The following is a 14,807-nucleotide window of genomic DNA, read 5'->3' as shown; positions in this document are numbered from 1 at the left end:
GTCAGTGCGGCGGCGCGGCTTGCCGTGGTGGCGGCGACCGGTATCGAACGGCCAGGGCGGCCCGGTCACGATCGCCATCGCGCTCACCATCGCGGCGGGCGAACCAGGCGCGGGTTTTCTGCACGTCGCCGTGGATTGCGGCGGTCAAGGTATCGAGGTCGACATATTTTTCTTCGTCGCGCAGCTTTTCCAGGAATTCGACGCGCACCAGTTTGCCGTAGCAGGGGCGGTCGTAGTCGAACACGTGCACTTCGAGCAGCATGCGGCCGGCGTCTTCCACGGTCGGGCGCACCCCGAGGCTGGCGACGGCCGGCAGTGGCGCGTCGGCCAGGCCGTGCACCTGCACCACGAAAATGCCCTGCAGGGCGGGGCGATGCATGACGCGCAGGTTCAGGGTCGGAAAGCCGAGCGTGCGGCCGAGTTTCTGGCCGTGGATTACGTGGCCGGAAATGACGTAGGGGTGGCCGAGCAGGGCGCCGGTGGCGTCCAGGTCGCCGGCGGCGAGCGTCGCGCGCACCGCCGAGGAGGAGATGCGCTGGTCGCCTTCGCGCACGGTCGGCAGGGTTTCGACTTGGAAGCCGTGGAGCCGGCCCGCTTCTTCGAGCATGGCGATATTGCCCGCGCGCTTGGCGCCGAAGCAGAAGTCGTCACCAACCATCAGCCATTTCACGTGCAGGCCGTCCACCAGCACGCGCTCGATGAAGTCCTGGGGCGTAATCGCCGCAAAATGTTCGTTGAAATGTTCGACGATGACGCGGTCGATGCCGGCATCGGACAGGTCGCCCAGCTTGTCGCGCAGGTTGGCGATGCGCGCCGGCGCGCGCGCGAGGTCGCCGCTACGCTGGGCAAAGTATTCGCGCGGATGCGGTTCGAACGTCATCACGGCGGCTTCCAGGCCGAGCTGGTCGGCTGCCGCCCGGACGCGCGCCAGCAAGGCCTGGTGTCCACGATGGACACCGTCGAAATTGCCGATCGTGAGCGCGCAGGGAGCGCGCGCCGCATCGTTGGGAAGTCCGCGAAATACCTTCATTGGTGGTTCCAGAATGCCCGGCGGGTCAGGCCACGCAGCGCGTGGACGACGATGCCTCGGGGCGAAACCTTGATTATACGGTAAAGACTTGTTGCAATGGCCTGCTGCCCATCTGCCGCCTGCGGGCTCAACGCACGTATCCATTGCGGATCGCTACTTGGGAACCGGCAAAAAAAAACGCCACCTGCGAACAGGTGGCGTTTCCATGCACTGCCAAGGCGCTTTATCAGGCCAGTGGCTTGTTGATCGCCATGATCCAGTAGCGCGCCAGGTCGGCAGTGCCTTCCTTGCCGCTGACGCCGCGCAGGGTGCTGATCGCTTGCGACTTCTTGCCGGCTGCGGCATAGGCTTCACCGAGGCGCAGCTTGGCTTCGTCCGGGTAGCGCAGGCCGCCGGCCTTGATCGAGGCCTCCATCAGCTTCAGGCCGCGGTCAGCCTGGCCCGACTGGACCATGCTGTAACCAAGGGCGACGAGCATATCGTTGTCCTTGGCGGCCCGGTATTCGGCTTCGAGGGCAGCCATGTTCTTGTTCTGCTCGGCCAGGTTCTTCTCGGCCAGGGCTTTCAGGCGGCCGTGACGCTCGGCGTCCGGACCGGTGCCCAGGGCGCCTGCCTTGTAGCCCTTGTCGATCACCTTCAGGGCTTCGGCCGGAGCCTTGCCCTGCATGACGAGCTGGGCCATTTCCATGTACTCGCTCGGCTTTTTCAGCAGGCCGTTGGCCAGCTTCAGGCGGTAGACATCGACCGACAGGCGGCCGCTCGAGAAGCCGGGCTTGCTCTGCACGCGGTTGAGCAGGTCGTTCCAGTACTGGGCTTTCGGGTAGTTGGCCGCCAGCTTTTCGATGGTGTTGACGTAGCCGGCCTTGTCGTTCTTCTTGAGCTGGATATTGGCCAGCATGCCGAGCATGTCTTCCGACATGCGACCCGACTTCTCGGCGTTGCGCAGCTCGGATTCCAGGGCAGTGATGTTGCCTTGTTTGTAATAGTTCTGCAGCAGGTAAGCGCGCAGGGTCGGATCGTCGCCGTTCTTGAGCTGGCGCTGGATGGCTTCATTCGCCTTGCCCAGCTCGCCGCCGCGCATGTAGATGCCGATCAGGCCTTTCGAAAAATCGTTGCGTTCGCTGGCCGACAGCTTGCCCGAAGCGATCAGTTTTTCGAAGGAGTTGGCGGCGGTGCCGTAATCACCGGCCGACGAAGCTGCCGCGGCGCGCACGCGCTCGATCAGGTAGCTTTCGTGTGCCGACTTGCCAGAGACGTTATCCGCTTCGCGCAGTTTTGCCAGGGCATCGCGGTGCTTACCCTGTTTCATCAATGCCTGGGCTGCCTGGAGCGGCTTGCCGACCTGGGCGCTCACGTTCTGCGCGTGCACAGGGGCCAGGCCAATGATCGGAGCTGCTGCGGTGAAGCCGAGGGCGGCCATTGCGAGGCCGAGGTGGGCGAGTCGGAATTTGATCATCGTAGAAAATCCTCTTTGAAAATGGACACGGCAGGGAAACCCTGCCGTGTTGTTCAAACCTGTTGCGATTACTGGAACTGCTCGTTACCGACCATGCCGATTTTCGTCACGCCGAGACGCTGTGCGGTTGCCATCACGCCGGCAACGACTTTGTACTCGACCAGCTTGTTCGGACGGAGGTGCACTTCCGGCTGGTTCGGCTGGGCAGCGACCTCGTTCATCTTCGCTTCCAGCGTTGCACGGTCAGGAACCGGCACACTATCCCACATAATGGTTCCGTCGAAGTCGACATCGACCGTGTGGACACGCGGCTCTTCAGTTTTCGGCGGTGGGGTACCGACCGGCATGTTCAGATTGACCGAGTGGTCTTGCTTTGGAATCGTGATAATCAACATGATAATCAAGACCAACAGAACGTCGATCAAGGGTGTCATGTTCATTTCCATCATCGGTTCCGGATCGGCTTCCTTGGCGGAGCCTGAACCTACATTCATACTCATGGTGTTTCCTTTCTGGTAACTGGGGTGCAGTGCAGTGCCAGGCGTGAGCCCGGCACTGCGGACAAGGACTACTGTTACCTTTTCAGGTAATCAGTTCTTGTCAGGTGGTTCGATCAAGAAACCGACCTTTTGCACACCAGCACGTTGTGCCGTGTAGATCACCCGACCGATTGACTCGTAACGGGTGGCCTGGTCGCCACGTACTTTCACTGCAGGCTGCGGCACTTTCACCGACTGCTCCGCGAAGAACTTGAACAGCTCGTCCGTATTCGCGATGCGTCGCTGGTTCCAGAACATTTCTCCGTCTTTATTGACGGTGATGTTGATGTCTTCCGGCGAAGGCTTGGTGACCTGGTTCGTTTCCGCCGGCAGATTCACTTTTTGCAGCTGCAGGACCACCGGGCTGGTGATCAGGAAGATGATCAGAAGAACCAACATGATGTCGACAAGCGGCGTCGTGTTGATCTCTGACATCACGGCATCATCATCTCCGCTATCGGAGCCGACACTCATTGACATGATTTATCCAATCTTTTTAGCCGTGCCGGCAGCGCGTGCAGCTTCCGACGTGTTCATCGCACCCGAAATCAGGACCGAGTGAACGTCGGCGCTGAACGAGCGGACATCTTCCATGGCCGACTTGTTACGACGCACCAGCCAGTTGTAACCCAGGACGGCAGGAACTGCAACGAACAGACCGAAGGCGGTCATGATCAGTGCTTCACCCACTGGGCCTGCGACTTTGTCGATCGATGCGTTACCCGACATGCCGATGGCGGTCAGTGCGTTGTAGATGCCCCAGACGGTACCGAACAGACCGATAAACGGCGAGGTCGAACCGACGGTTGCCAGGAACGACAGGCCGTCTTGCAGACGCGACTGGACACGGTCCACTGCGCGCTGGATCTGCATCGTCACCCAGGTCGACAGGTCGATCTGCTCGAGCAGGGCGCCGTCGTGGTGCTGGGTTGCCTTGGTGCCGGTTTCAGCGATGAAGCGGAATGGCGAACCTTCTTTCAGCGTTGCCGAACCGGCAGCGATCGAGTTGGCTTTCCAGAACTTCTGCTGGGTTTCTTTCGACTGGCGCATGATCTTCGACTGGTCGATCAGTTTCGTGATGATGATGTACCACGAACCCATGGACATCAGCGACAGGATGATGATGGTGCCCTTGTTGACGAAGTCGCCTTCGTGCCACATGGCTTCGAAGCCGTATGGGTTTGGAACTTCTTCTTGCGTACCGGCAGCGGCGGCTGGAGCGGCGCCTTCTGCGGCTGGCGCTGCTGCGTCAGCTGCTGGAGCGGCTGCGTCAACAGCCGGAGCGGCTGCTGCGTCTGCCGGTGCGCCGGCGGCCGGAGCGGTTGTTGCCGGTGCGTCAGCGAAGGCTGGTGCCGAGACCAGGGCCGATGCCGCCGTAACCGAGAACAGGACTGCCGCCAGGACAGCGGACAAACGGGTATTCTTAAACATGCTTCCTCCAAAATATAAAAATAGACAGTTCGCTGATCTAAAGACAACGAAAATCAAGTTGTGAGACGGTCTTATGTCTCGGTTATTGCGGCAGTGTCCAGACGTACTGTACTGCGGTCCATGCCTGTTCAGGCTGGCCGTTGTTCATTGCCGGTTTAAAGCGGCATTTGCCGATTGCAGCTTGCGCTGCGCGGTCCAGGTCGCGCGATCCACTCGATTTCTGGATCTTGGAATCGACCATCCGGCCATCGACGCCGATCAGGAACGAAATTGTCGTAGTGCCTTCTTCTTCGTTACGTTGCGAGGACTTCGGGTATTCCGGTGTCGCGCAGGTGCTGAAGTCTGCTACTGCCGCTACACGGGTCGGACCTGCTGGCGGTGCTGCCGGCGCCGGTGGGGCCGGTGGCGCCGGCGGTGCCGGAGGAGCCAGGCTGGTCGTCGGTGGCGGCGTGCTGGTCGCGGCCTGGATGACGTTTTGCGGCGGCGGCGGCTGCTGCACCTGCACCTCGACCGGCGGGATGAATGGAGGCGGCGGAGCCTTCATTTCCGGCGGTGGCGGCGGTGGAGGAGTGTCCGGCGGCGGCGGCGGCTTCACTTCTTCAATCAACTTCGTTTCCACTGCTTCCTGCACCTTCGTGATCACCTTTGTACCGAGACCATTGATGATCCCCCAGCCGACCAGGACGTGCAACAGGACCACAATGGTGATACCAGTGATATTCTTCCCCGGTTCCTTCTCATGTGAAAAATTCATGCCTGCTTTCTCCAATACCAACTCTTTTTGTAGCTACTAAACCCACAAAACACGACGAAAAGACAAGGCCGCATCCGGGACATCGGCGAATTATACCTACGAATTCTTTTTTGCACAGGTATTTTTGAGCCGTCAAAACGGGCGTAAATGCCTGTAAAAACAGGCGTTGTAGCTCATCCGGACGCACTCCCGCTGTGCAAAAAAGCGCAGGACAAAGCTAACTAAAATTACAACATTTCCGCTCGTTACTTGCACACTGTAGAACATGAGGTGACATTGTCGGTTTCGCCGAACATTGCATGCCTAATTTGCTATGAGGCAAATATCATATAGTGCAATGCACGGCTTTTCGCAAACTATAGCCAGTTTTGGTGAAGATGAGCGTTCGGCAGCGAACAGAAGCGGAGGGAAAGCGGGGCGCGAGGTATGCCGGGAGGTGATGTAACGACAAAGACTTGATATGGGTCAGCGGGGAGGGAGGCTGTAAGGCGTGGAACGGCGACTTGCAGACGCATTGGGCGCCAACAATGTTCATCGTTCCGCGCGGGCACGGGTGCCCACCCTACGGCTGCCCGCGTGGGCACCGGGCCCGAACGCGGCCTGCGTCAGCGGTGGTGCCGCTTCTCGCGGCGGCAGTCGAGGAAGCTGACTACGTGTCCGGCGGCGTCGATAGTTTCGAGGCGCACGTCGAAGCCCCACAGGCGGGCGACATGCTTGAGCACCTCGTGCGCCTGGGTATTCAGGGGACGGCGCTGGAACTGGGTATGGCGCAGTGTGAGGGCGCGGTCGTCGCGGGTGTTGACTTGCCAGACCTGGATATTCGGCTCGCGGTTGCCGATGTTGTACTGCTCGGCGAGCTGCTGGCGCACGTAGCGGTAACCGGCTTCGTCATGGATGGCCGAGATCGTCAGCTTGTCGCTGCGGTCGTCGTCGAGGACGGCGAAGAAGTGGAAATCGCGGATCAGCTTGGGCGACAGGTACTGGGCGATGAAGCTTTCGTCCTTGAAGTTGCGCATCGCGAAATCGAGAGTTTTTTTCCAGTCGCTGCCGGCGATGTCGGGAAACCAGGCGCGGTCTTCGTCGGTGGGCGCTTCGCAGATGCGGCGAATGTCGCTCATCATGGCAAAGCCGAGGGCATAGGGATTGATGCCGCTGTAATACGGGCTGGTCGCGGCCGGCTGGTAGACGACGTTCGTATGACTTTGCAGGAATTCGAGCATGAACCCGTCGCCAACGATTCCTTCCTTATGCAGTTGCTGCAAAATCGTGTAGTGCCAGAAGGTGGCCCAGCCTTCGTTCATGACTTGCGTCTGGCGCTGCGGATAAAAGTACTGTGAGATCTTGCGCGTAATGCGCACCAGTTCGCGCTGCCAGGGTTCGAGCAGCGGCGCGTATTTTTCGATGAAGTACAGCAGGTTTTCCTCGGGTTCGAGCGGGAAGCGCGGCGGCGGCGTATTGCGCTCTTCTTCCTCGCGCCGCGGCAGGGTGCGCCAGAGTGCGTTCACCTGGGACTGCGCATATTCCTCGCGTTCCTTCAGGCGCGCCGCTTCCTGCGCCACCGACAGCTTGGCCGGGCGCTTGTAGCGGTCGACACCGTAGTTCTGGATCGCATGGCAGGAGTCGAGCAGGTCTTCGACGGCATCGATGCCATAGCGCTGCTCGCACTCGGCGATGTAGTTCTTGGCAAACACCATGTAGTCGACGATCGCTTCGGCGTCGGTCCAGGTCCGGAACAGATAATTGCCCTTGAAGAAGGAGTTGTGGCCGTAGGCGGCATGGGCGATGACGAGCGCCTGCATGGTCAGGCTGTTTTCTTCCATCAGGTAGGCGATGCAGGGATCGGAATTGATCACGATCTCGTAGGCCAGGCCCATCTGGCCGCGCTTGTAGCTCTTTTCGGTCGACAGGAAGTGCTTGCCGAAAGACCAGTGGTTGTACGACACCGGCATGCCGACCGAGGTGTACGCGTCCATCATCTGCTCGGCGGTGATGATTTCGAGCTGGTTGGGGTAGGTGTCGAGGCCGAAATTCCTGGCCACGCGGCGGATTTCCTCGTGCGCGTGCTCGATCAGGTCGAAGGTCCACTCCGACTGTTCGGGCAATGCGCGCGGATTTGGGATGATGTGGTCGTCTGGCATCGCGTTCCTCGCTTACTTGGGCTGCTTCTTGAACAGCTCGCGGAAGACCGGATAGATATCGGCCGGCGTCACGATTTTCTGCATGGCGAAGTTGCTGTGGTGCGCCGCGACCTCGGTGTATTGCTCCCACAGGTTCTGCGGCGGGCCGTCGGTGATTTCGACATAGGTGTAGTACTGGACTTTCGGCATGATGCCGTTGTTGAGCAACTGCTTGCACAGCACCGAGTCGTTGTCCCAGTTGTCGCCGTCGGAGGCCTGGGCGACGTAGGCGTTCCAGTCGGCGTTCGAATAACGCTCGCCGATGACTTTTTGCAGCAGGTGCAAGGCCGAGGACACCACGGTGCCGCCCGATTCGCGCGAATGGAAAAATTCGTCCTCGTCGACTTCGGCTGCCGCCGTGTGGTGGCGGATGAAGACGACGTCGATGCGCTCGTAGACACGCTTGAGGAAGAGGTAGAGCAGGATGAAGAAGCGCTTGGCGGTGTCCTTGCGCGTTTCGTCCATCGAACCGGAGACGTCCATGATGCAGAACATCACGGCCTGGGTGCTCGGTTTCGGCACCTTGATCCGGTTGCTGTAGCGCAGGTCGAAAGGGTCGATGAAGGGAATGGCGTTGATGCGGGTGCGCAGATGATGGACCTGGCGCCGCAGTTCGACCACGCGCGGATCGTCTTCGGGCACCTCGGCGTCGAACAGGTCCTGCAGCTCTTGCTGGACGTCAAGCAGCTTGCGCCGGCTGGGACCGCCAACGGCGATGCGCCGTCCGAGGGCGCCGCGCAGCGAACGCAGCACGTGGATGTTCGAGGGCGTACCCGATACGTTATAGCCGGCGCGCTGGGTTTTGAAATCGACCGTCTGCGACAGTTGGGTCTTGATCATGTTCGGCAGCTCGAGGTCTTCGAAGAAATAGTTCATGAATTCTTCGCGCGACAGCTCGAAAATGAAGTCGTCTTCGACCGTCTGGTCGCTGTTGCCGGCGCGCCCCCGCCCGGACCCGCCGCCGCCGCTGCGCGGACGGTTGAACTGGTCGCCTTTCTGGTATTCGGTATTGCCGGGATTGATGGTCTCCCAGACGCCGCCATGGGCGTGGCCGAAATGCGGCTCGCTGACGTCCTTGACCGGGATCGAGACTTTTTCGCCGTTCTCGACGTCGGTAATCGAGCGGCCCTTGATCGCGCGGCCGACCGCATCCTTGATCTGCGCCTTGTAGCGGCGCAGGAAGCGTTCGCGGTTGATGGCGGACTTGTTCTTGCCCTGCAAGCGTCGGTCGATGAGGTAAGTCAAAACATGCCTCCTGGTAAAACCCGCGGCGGACCGGCAGCGACGCCGGTCCCCCTATCTTAATACGCAGTGTGCATGCGCGGGGTGCGCACGGCTGGCAGGGCGGTCAAAAATTCCGGGAACTAAATTTGACCCTTTCTACGAGGACTTTCGCACACGCAGGTACCACTCGCACAGCAGGCGCACCTGCTTGGCGGTATACCCCTTTTCCACCATGCGGTTGACGAAGTCGGCGTGCTTCGTCGCATCCTCGGCACTGGCCTTGGCATTGAACGAAATCACCGGCAACAATTCCTCTGTATTCGAGAACATTTTCTTCTCGATAACGGTGCGGAACTTCTCGTAGCTGGTCCAGGCCGGATTCTTGCCGCCATTCGTTGCACGTGCACGCAGGCCGAAGTTGACGATCTCGTTGCGGAAATCCTTCGGGTTCGAAATCCCGGCCGGTTTTTCGATCTTTTCCAGCTCGGCGTTGAGTGACTCGCGGTCGAAACTTTCGCCGGTATCCGGATCGCGGAATTCCTGGTCCTGGATCCAGAAATCGGCAAAGGTCACATAGCGATCGAAAATGTTCTGACCATATTCGGAATAACTTTCCAGGTAAGCGGTCTGGATTTCCTTGCCGATGAAATCAACATAGCGCTGCGCCAGGTGCTCCTTGATATACGAGTGGTAGCGCTGCTCGAGCTCGGGCGGGAACTGCTCGCGCTCGATCTGCTGCTCCAGCACATACAGCAGGTGCACCGGATTGGCCGCCACTTCGGTGTTATCGAAGTTGAAGACTTTCGACAGGATCTTGAAGGCGAAGCGCGTCGACAGCCCGTTCATGCCTTCGTCGACGCCGGCGTAGTCGACGTATTCGTGCAGCGACTTGGCCTTCGGATCGGTGTCCTTCAGATTTTCGCCATCGTAGACCAGCATCTTCGAGTAGATGCTGGAATTTTCCGGGTCTTTCAGGCGCGACAGGATCGCGAACTGCGCCATCATGCGCAGCGTGCCGGGCGCGCAGGGCGCTTTTTCGAGCGAGGAATTGCGAACCAGCTTGTCGTAAATCTTGATTTCATCGGAGATGCGCAGGCAATACGGCACTTTCACGATATAGATGCGGTCGAGGAAAGCTTCGTTGTTGCGGTTATTCCGGAAGGTCTTCCACTCCGATTCGTTCGAGTGCGCCAGGATGACACCCTCGAAAGGAATCGCCCCGAAGCCCTCGGTGCCCTTGTAATTGCCTTCCTGGGTGGCCGTCAGCAGCGGATGCAGCACCTTGATCGGCGCCTTGAACATCTCGACGAATTCCATCAGGCCCTGGTTCGCCAGGCACAGGCCGCCGGAATAGCTGTAGGCGTCCGGATCGTCCTGCGAGTAATCCTCGAGCTTGCGGATATCGACCTTGCCGACCAGGGAAGAAATGTCCTGGTTGTTCTCGTCGCCCGGCTCGGTTTTCGAGATGGCGACCTGTTTCAGGATCGACGGGTAGCGCTTGACGACGCGGAACTTGTTGATGTCGCCGCCGAATTCGTGCAGGCGCTTGACCGCCCACGGGCTCGGGATCGAGCGCAGGTAGCGCCGCGGAATGCCGTAGTCTTCCTCGAGGATGACGCCGTCTTCTTCTTCGTTGAACAGCCCCAGCGGCGACTCGTTCACGGGCGAACCCTTGATCGCATAGAAGGGCACCTGTTCCATCAGATGCTTGAGTTTCTCCGCGATCGACGATTTGCCGCCGCCGACCGGCCCCAGCAGGTAAAGGATCTGCTTGCGCTCTTCCAGGCCCTGGGCGGCGTGGCGGAAGTAGGAGACTACTTGCTCGATAACTTCTTCCATGCCGTAGAACTCGCGGAAGGCGGGGTAGATCTTGATGACCTTGTTGGCGAAAATGCGCGACAGGCGCGAATCGAGCCGGGTATCGACGAGCTTGGGTTCGCCGATCGCCGCCAGCATGCGTTCCGGCGCGCTGGCATAGGTCAGCGGGTCCTTCTTGCACAGGGCAAGGTATTCGGACAGGGAAAATTCTTCTTCACGGGTACGCTCGTAGCGGGCTGCGTAGTTGTCAAAAATGGTCATGTGCATGTCCTTTAGTTTGCTAACAACGTTCACTGTCACGACAGCCGGGCGCAGCCGACTCCCAAGCCCGGTTTAGCTTGGCGTAAGTCCCATGTTTGACGGGTCGCCCTGGTAGCGCCGCGAATGCGCGTCGGCTAAGGCGAATTGTTCTTGTTCTGTCCAGTGCAGAGCAGCGCTGGATTCCCATTGGATGGAGGGTCTTCTTGTATATCTGAAATTTATTATGTGCCTATTGGTTCTCGAAGTAAAGCGGTAACAGGTGTGTCGCTAAGCGAGCCTTAAGTCCATGATTCTTCTACGAAAAATCTTAAAACACAGCAAGGTTCTTACGGTAACCGAACTCAACATTACGGACCGTTTCAGGAAGCCTCCTGGCGAGAATTTTACTGCCGCGTTGGCGAAAACTCCACATGCAGTGTGCATGATCCGCCACGCCGGCGGCGCACACACATCGGCTGTTTTTTCCGGAATTTTCCAATGAAAACAGGGCGGCTTGGGCATGCGGTACACTTGCCAGCTTATCCCTGCCAAACCGCCCAGACGGAGTCCACCATGCTCAATGCGCAGCTGCGCCACACCATCGAACAGATGCCGAAAGCGGAATTGCACATCCATATCGAGGGCTCGCTCGAGCCGGAGCTGATCTTTGCGTTGGCGCAAAGGAACGGTGTCACGCTGGCCCATTCGTCGGTCGAAATGTTGCGTCAGGCCTACGCCTTCAGCGATTTGCAGTCTTTCCTCGACATCTATTACGCCGGCGCCAGCGTGCTGCTGACCGAGCAGGACTTCTACGACATGACGGCCGCCTACCTGGCACGGGCCGCTGCCGACAACGTGCGCCATGCCGAAATCTTCTTCGATCCGCAAACCCATACCGCGCGCGGCGTGCCCTTTGCAACCGTCGTCGGCGGCATCTGGCGCGCCTGCCAGGACGCGCCGATCAGCGCCGCGCTGATCATGTGTTTCTTGCGCCACCTGTCCGAGGACGAGGCATTGGCTACGCTGGAAGAATCGCTGCCCCATCGCGACAAGTTCATCGGCGTCGGCCTCGACTCGTCCGAAGTGGGCCACCCGCCGGAAAAATTCGCGCGTGTCTTCGAGCGCGCCCGCCAGCTCGGCCTGCGCCTGGTGGCGCATGCGGGCGAGGAGGGGCCGCCCGCCTATATCGAGAGCGCGCTCGACGTGCTCAAGGTCGAGCGCATCGACCACGGCGTGCGCTGCCTGGAGAGTCCGGCCCTGGTCGAACGCCTGGTGCGCGAGCGGATGGCGCTCACCGTCTGCCCGCTGTCGAACATCAAGCTGCGCGTTTTCGATGCGATGGGCTCGCACAATCTGCGCACCCTGCTCGACAAGGGCCTGGCCGCCACCATCAACTCGGACGACCCGGCTTATTTTGGCGGCTACATGAATGACAATTTCGTCGCCGCTTTCGAATCGCTGCCGCTCGACGCCACGCATGCGCGCCAGCTGGCGCGCAACAGCTTCGAGGCCGCCTTCATCGACCCGGAAAAAAAGCGCGCCTTCCTGGCGGAAGTCGACGCCTTCTTCGCCACACTCCATTGAATCCTTGACCCCTATGTTCAAACAGTCCCTCCGCATGACCGCGCGCGACTGGCGCGCCGGCGAATTGCGCTTCCTGCTCGTCGCGCTGATCGTGGCCGTGTCGGCCCTGTCGTCGGTCGGCTTCTTCATCGACCGCATGCGCGCCGGCCTGGCGCGCGACGCCAACCAGTTGCTGGGCGCCGATTTGCTGGTCAATGCCGACAATCCGGTCCCGCCGAGCTGGCGCCTGGAAGCGCAGCGGCGCGGCCTGCTGCTGGCCGATACCGTCACCTTCCCGAGCATGGCGCAAAGCGGCGAGGGCGACGATTCGCAGGCCCAGCTGGGCTCGATCAAGGCGGTCTCGCCCGGGTATCCGCTGCGCGGTGGATTGCGCATCACGCAGGACCCGGCGCAAGCGAGCGAAGCGCGCGGCAGCGCCACCCGCGCGGTGCCATCCCCCGGAACGGTCTGGGTCGATCCCAACGTGCTGACCGGGCTGGGAGTAAACATCGGCGACACGCTGCAACTGGGCGAGCGCCGCTTCACGATCGCGCAATTGATCGCCGCCGAGCCGGATCGCGGCGCCTCCTTCGCCAACTTTTCGCCGCGCGTGATGCTGGCCCTTGGCGACCTGCCGTCCACCGGCCTGGTCGACAATTTCGCACGCGTGACCTATCGCATGCAGGTGGCGGCGCCGAACGCCAACGACATGCAGGCCGTGTTCGACTATGGGCGCTGGGTGCGCGAGCGTATCGCGCAAGATAACGTCAAGGGCGTGCGCATCGAGTCGCTCGAAAACGGCCGTCCCGAAATGGAGGCCACGCTGCAGCGCGCCGACCAGTTCCTGTCCCTGGTCGGCCTGCTGTCGGCGATGCTGGCGGCGGTGGCGGTAGCCATGGCGGCGCGCCGCTTCATGCAGCGCCACCTCGACGCCTGCGCCATGCTGCGCTGCCTCGGCATGACGCAAAACGGCGTTGGCGCCATGTACCTGATCGAATTCGCACTGGTCGGCCTGGTGGGCAGCATCATCGGCGTGGCAGTGGGCTTTGCCGCCCACTTCGTGCTGCTCGAGCTGATCGGCAGCCTGTTGCCGGCCGACCTGCCGCCGGTGTCGCCGCTGCCGGCGCTGCAGGGCATCGCCACCGGCATGCTGCTGCTGGTCGGCTTTGCGCTGCCGCCCGTTCTTCAGTTGCGCAATGTGCCGCACAACCGCGTGATCCGGCGCGAACAGGCGGCCCCGCAGCCGATGGCGCTGGCCACGTATGGCCTCGGCGTCGGCGTCTTCGTGCTGCTCCTGCTGTGGCAGGCGGGCGATCCGAAGCTGGCACTGACCACTGCCGGCGGCTTCCTCGGTGGTTTTGCCGTGTTCGCGCTGGTGGCCTGGCTCGGGCTGAAACTACTGCGCCGCCTGCGCGGCCTGTCCACCCATCAGGGCTGGCGCTTCGCCGTCACCTCGCTGCAGCGCCGGCCCGGCGCCACCATCGTGCAGGTGGTCTCGCTGGCGCTGGGCCTGATGGCCCTGCTGCTGCTGACCGTGGTGCGCGGCGACCTGGTCGCGGCCTGGCAACAGGCCACGCCCGAAAATGCCCCGAACCGCTTCGTGATCAACGTGCTGCCCGACCAGAAGGACGACGTCGCGCGGCGCATGGCCGGCGCCGGCGTCGACAAGCCCGTACTGTTCCCGATGATCCGCGGCAGGCTCACTGCCGTCAATGGCAAGCCGGTCACGGCCACGACCTACACCGAGGACCGGGCGCGCGGCCTCGCCAACCGCGAATTCAACCTGTCGACGATGATCGATGCCCCGGAAGGCAACGAGATCGTGGGCGGCGCCTGGTTCAAGGATGCGCCGGGCGTCTCCGAGGCCTCGGTCGAGCAGGGCATCGCCAAGACGCTGGGCCTGAAGCTGGGCGACGTGATGCGCTTCGACATGGCCGGCGTGGTGGTCGACGCAAAAATCACCAGCCTGCGCAAGCTCGAATGGGGCTCGATGCGCGCCAACTTCTTCGTCATCATCAATCCCGCGGCGATGGCGACCGCGCCCGCGACCTACATGACGGCCTTCCACCTGCCGCAGCAGGGCGCGGGCCTCGGCAACGAGCTGGTGCGCGCTTACCCGAACCTGACCCTGATCGACGTCAGCGGCATCATCCGCCAGGTGCAGGAAGTGGTCGACCAGGTGGTGGTGGCGGTCGAATTCCTGTTCCTGTTCACGCTGGCCTCGGGCGTGCTGGTGCTGTATGCCGCCCTGATGGGCTCGCAGTCCGAGCGCACCCGCGAAGCCGGCCTGCTGCGCGCGCTCGGCGCCACCAAAAAGCAGCTGGCGCAGGCGCAGCGCATCGAGTTCGTGCTGGTCGGCGGGCTGGCCGGCTTGCTGGCCGCGAGCGGCGCCGCAGCTCTCGGCTGGGCGCTGGCGACTTACCAGTTCAAGTTCCCGTGGACCTTCGAGCCGGGGGTCTGGCTGGCCGGGATCGTGGTCGGCGCCGCGTGCGCGCTGATCGGCGGCTGGCTGGGGCTGCGCGGGGTGCTGCGCCAGCCGCCCTTGCAAACGCTGCGCGAAGCCTGAAGCGGGCAG

At 61.5% G+C, this 14,807-nt stretch carries 11 protein-coding genes; 2 read left to right on the top strand and 9 right to left on the bottom strand.

Annotated features, from left to right (window positions below; all coding sequences use genetic code 11):
* Position 1 precedes the first annotated feature (1 nt).
* The 9 genes from AC56KZ_RS07305 to AC56KZ_RS07265 all read right to left on the bottom strand — a co-directional run bounded on the left by AC56KZ_RS07305 (position 2) and on the right by AC56KZ_RS07265 (position 10,690).
* Positions 2 to 1,030 carry a bifunctional riboflavin kinase/FAD synthetase gene (locus tag AC56KZ_RS07305; RefSeq protein ID WP_497161493.1) on the bottom strand — a complete coding sequence of 343 codons (1,029 nt, stop codon included), beginning with the start codon at positions 1,028 to 1,030 and terminating at the stop codon, positions 2 to 4.
* Between the two features lie 226 nt (positions 1,031 to 1,256).
* Positions 1,257 to 2,486, bottom strand: coding sequence for a tetratricopeptide repeat protein (locus AC56KZ_RS07300; RefSeq protein ID WP_497161492.1), 1,230 nt, complete (start codon positions 2,484 to 2,486; stop codon positions 1,257 to 1,259).
* Positions 2,487 to 2,554: 68 nt separating this feature from the next.
* Positions 2,555 to 2,986 carry an ExbD/TolR family protein gene (locus tag AC56KZ_RS07295; protein ID WP_497161491.1) on the bottom strand — a complete coding sequence of 144 codons (432 nt, stop codon included), beginning with the start codon at positions 2,984 to 2,986 and terminating at the stop codon, positions 2,555 to 2,557.
* A gap of 90 nt (positions 2,987 to 3,076) precedes the next feature.
* On the bottom strand, positions 3,077 to 3,505 hold the full coding sequence (locus tag AC56KZ_RS07290) for an ExbD/TolR family protein (RefSeq protein ID WP_497161490.1): 429 nt from the start codon (positions 3,503 to 3,505) through the stop codon (positions 3,077 to 3,079).
* A gap of 3 nt (positions 3,506 to 3,508) precedes the next feature.
* On the bottom strand, positions 3,509 to 4,456 hold the full coding sequence (locus AC56KZ_RS07285) for a MotA/TolQ/ExbB proton channel family protein (protein WP_497161489.1): 948 nt from the start codon (positions 4,454 to 4,456) through the stop codon (positions 3,509 to 3,511).
* Positions 4,457 to 4,538: 82 nt separating this feature from the next.
* Positions 4,539 to 5,210: an energy transducer TonB gene (locus AC56KZ_RS07280; RefSeq protein WP_497162120.1), complete on the bottom strand. Its 672-nt coding sequence runs from the start codon at positions 5,208 to 5,210 to the stop codon at positions 4,539 to 4,541.
* A gap of 605 nt (positions 5,211 to 5,815) precedes the next feature.
* Positions 5,816 to 7,348, bottom strand: a complete 1,533-nt coding sequence (locus AC56KZ_RS07275; protein ID WP_497161488.1) for a SpoVR family protein — start codon at positions 7,346 to 7,348, stop codon at positions 5,816 to 5,818.
* Between the two features lie 12 nt (positions 7,349 to 7,360).
* Positions 7,361 to 8,632: a YeaH/YhbH family protein gene (locus tag AC56KZ_RS07270; protein ID WP_497161487.1), complete on the bottom strand. Its 1,272-nt coding sequence runs from the start codon at positions 8,630 to 8,632 to the stop codon at positions 7,361 to 7,363.
* 135 nt (positions 8,633 to 8,767) lie between these two features.
* Positions 8,768 to 10,690 carry a PrkA family serine protein kinase gene (locus AC56KZ_RS07265; RefSeq protein ID WP_497161486.1) on the bottom strand — a complete coding sequence of 641 codons (1,923 nt, stop codon included), beginning with the start codon at positions 10,688 to 10,690 and terminating at the stop codon, positions 8,768 to 8,770.
* A 552-nt stretch (positions 10,691 to 11,242) separates the two neighbouring features.
* On the opposite strand from AC56KZ_RS07265, the gene AC56KZ_RS07260 reads away from it, so the two are divergent.
* Together AC56KZ_RS07260 and AC56KZ_RS07255 are read left to right on the top strand one after the other, a co-directional pair.
* Positions 11,243 to 12,253 (top strand): adenosine deaminase, encoded by a 1,011-nt coding sequence (locus tag AC56KZ_RS07260; RefSeq protein WP_497161485.1) that lies wholly within the window; start codon positions 11,243 to 11,245, stop codon positions 12,251 to 12,253.
* Between the two features lie 13 nt (positions 12,254 to 12,266).
* The gene (locus AC56KZ_RS07255) at positions 12,267 to 14,798 is read left to right on the top strand and encodes an ABC transporter permease (RefSeq protein WP_497161484.1); all 2,532 of its coding nucleotides are present in this window, start codon (positions 12,267 to 12,269) and stop codon (positions 14,796 to 14,798) included.
* Positions 14,799 to 14,807 lie beyond the last annotated feature (9 nt).

Source organism: Telluria sp. LT2P34, assembly GCF_059685915.1.
The sequence above is the reverse complement of the archived record's forward strand: the minus strand, read 5'-3'. Positions and strand labels throughout refer to the sequence as shown.